The organism is Endozoicomonas sp. SESOKO3 (genome assembly GCF_024606255.1).
The window spans coordinates 1-2,319 of the sequence record NZ_JAHHPR010000733.1; the positions used below are offsets into that span (position 1 = coordinate 1).

Annotated in this window: 1 protein-coding gene; it reads left to right on the forward strand. The window is 44.0% G+C overall.

Going from position 1 to position 2,319, the window contains the following annotated elements:
- On the forward strand, nucleotides 1–2,319 hold a 2,319-nt coding region (locus KDK18_RS12900), incomplete at both ends, for a hypothetical protein (RefSeq protein WP_257255334.1).

Sequence of the window (2,319 nt, forward strand, 5' to 3'; positions counted from 1 at the left end):
TGCAAATCCTGAAAAAGCAAAAAGAACCGTAAACGCAGCCAGACAACCAAAAGACCTGAAGCCAGGCATCAGAGTATCAAATGAGCTATTTAATGCAAAAATACATGACCAGTATTTATTTCAACTGGATAACAATATTATTAAAGAAGTCAGATTGATTGAGGCAAATCCGGAAAGGTTTTTACAACAGACAGAAAAAAAAATCTCAGCATTCAAAAAGGCTGTTGTAAAAAATAAAAATCCAACAAACGAGCTTGGACTGGGCTATTACTCTTTTCTCAAGGCACTGGCCATGATGAGGGCCAAAATGTCAGATGATGACAAAACCATTGAGTTGTCCTTTAGTCCGGAAGTCAGGCGCAGAGCCAAAGAGATAGAAGAAGCTATTTCAATTTCTGTACTACATTGCTTCCCTTATGTCAGGATGCTCAGGTTGTTTTATGAACATGTTATGCAAGGAGAGGCTCAGGAAAAAATAATAAATGCTTATTTCTCAGCATTGTCGGGAGTGTCACAATCTATTGAGATTTTATTGGCATATGAGTCAAATCCATCGGTTCTGGGCGGGATGTTACTCAAGTGGCTGGTAGTGATTCCAAAGCCTTTCGAACTGAAACTGGCTTTTGATAGAGACACTTACATGGAAAATCCGAAAAGCAATATTCCGGGTAGGATAACGCCTTCTATACGTTTACTCAGAGAGTTTTTGGAGCAACTTCCGATAAAAGGCTCTGATGGCGCAGTTGATCTTATCTTGAATCGTATGAGCCAGCAATTTACAGATAGCCAGCATCTGCCAGACGAACAACAGGAACAAGTCGCAACGGGAGCCAGAGCGGCAGCAGAGGTTGCAGCAAAAGCGAACGCAGACGCGAAAGCGGCGGCAAAAGCTGCAGCAAAAGCGAACGCAGACGCGAAAGTGGCGGCAAAAGCTGCAGCAAAAGCGAACGCAGACGCGAAAGCGGCGGCAAAAGCGAATGCAGACACACAAGCGACAGCAATAGCGGCAGTGGAAGCGACAGCGTTAGCGACAGCGGCAGCAGCAGCGGCGATGGAAGCGACAGCAGCAGCAACAATGACGGCGAAAGCAGCAGGATTAGCTACAACAGAGGCAGTAGAAGAAACAGCAAGGCAAGCGGAAGAGCAAGCAATATTAAGATTGATACTTTACTTTGCCACTGGTCGACCGGACTTACTGGACTTTTATACCCTCGATTTATCGTCAATTCTCATTCGCTTTTCTGTGCTGGAGTTTGTTGAAGATGCACCAAACTCATTGCTTACCGCACTCCTGATAGAGTTGCAAGAGACATTCGCTGAAAATATTGATCCTGAGAAACGGTCAAATGCGGATCTTATAGAACTTGCTTTTCATCTGGTTGGTGCATCACCAGAAGCAGAGCCGCTTTTATATCATCTTAAAAGCCTTAAACCCACTGACCAAGCCCGCACTACCGCCCTTCATTTTGGTCATGACTTACAATTTCTAACAAAATTAATTGAAATGTCTCCTGAACTGGTCAGTAAGGACAACATATCGTATTGGTACAACACCCTTTTATTGGTTCACGAGTCGATTATCAGGCAAATTGGTGGCAACCCGGAAAAGGCCATCAAGCTCCAGGGTGATTCAGGAGGTTGGATATCATTACGCAAATTGTTTATAAGACATATATGGCATGGGCCACCCACGGTTAAATATAATGCTGTATCATGGTATAGCAACTACGCTGTTTTTCACAGTAACAACTTGGAAAAGTTCTCTGCCGGAAACGAAAGTGCTTTTATTGCTGCTATTAAACAATCCAGAGAAGTTGGCTATCAGATATTAAAACAACAGTTAGACAAGTATGATGATAAAACGGATTCTCAATCATTACAAATGTCAGGCTGGCTTCATTGCCTGGCTGGGTTAACGCTTCTGGAGGCAGAGATAAGTTCTGACCACAAACAGGTAGTATTAACCGGTCGCAAAAGGGCACTGACCAGTGCACATGATCACTTCAGGAAATCGCGTCAAGCCGGCTTCCCTTATGGAGGTTATCTTGAATCACTCGTGGGTATGCGCCTGGACAGCTACCAGTATTATCAGAGTCAGACATCCGAAGCCACACAAACAGCCCCAACCAACAAGCCTGTTATTCAATACACGTCGACCAAAAAGCCGGCGGAAAAGATCTTTATTGAAGCGGGTAAGATTGTTACTGAACTTTTACCTGAGCTGATAGTGAGCTCTATATGTGGAGTACGTTTTGCGGCTGAAGCAGCCATCAGAATCTTTACTGATGAACGGTTTAATCTTCTGCACATCCCACAGGC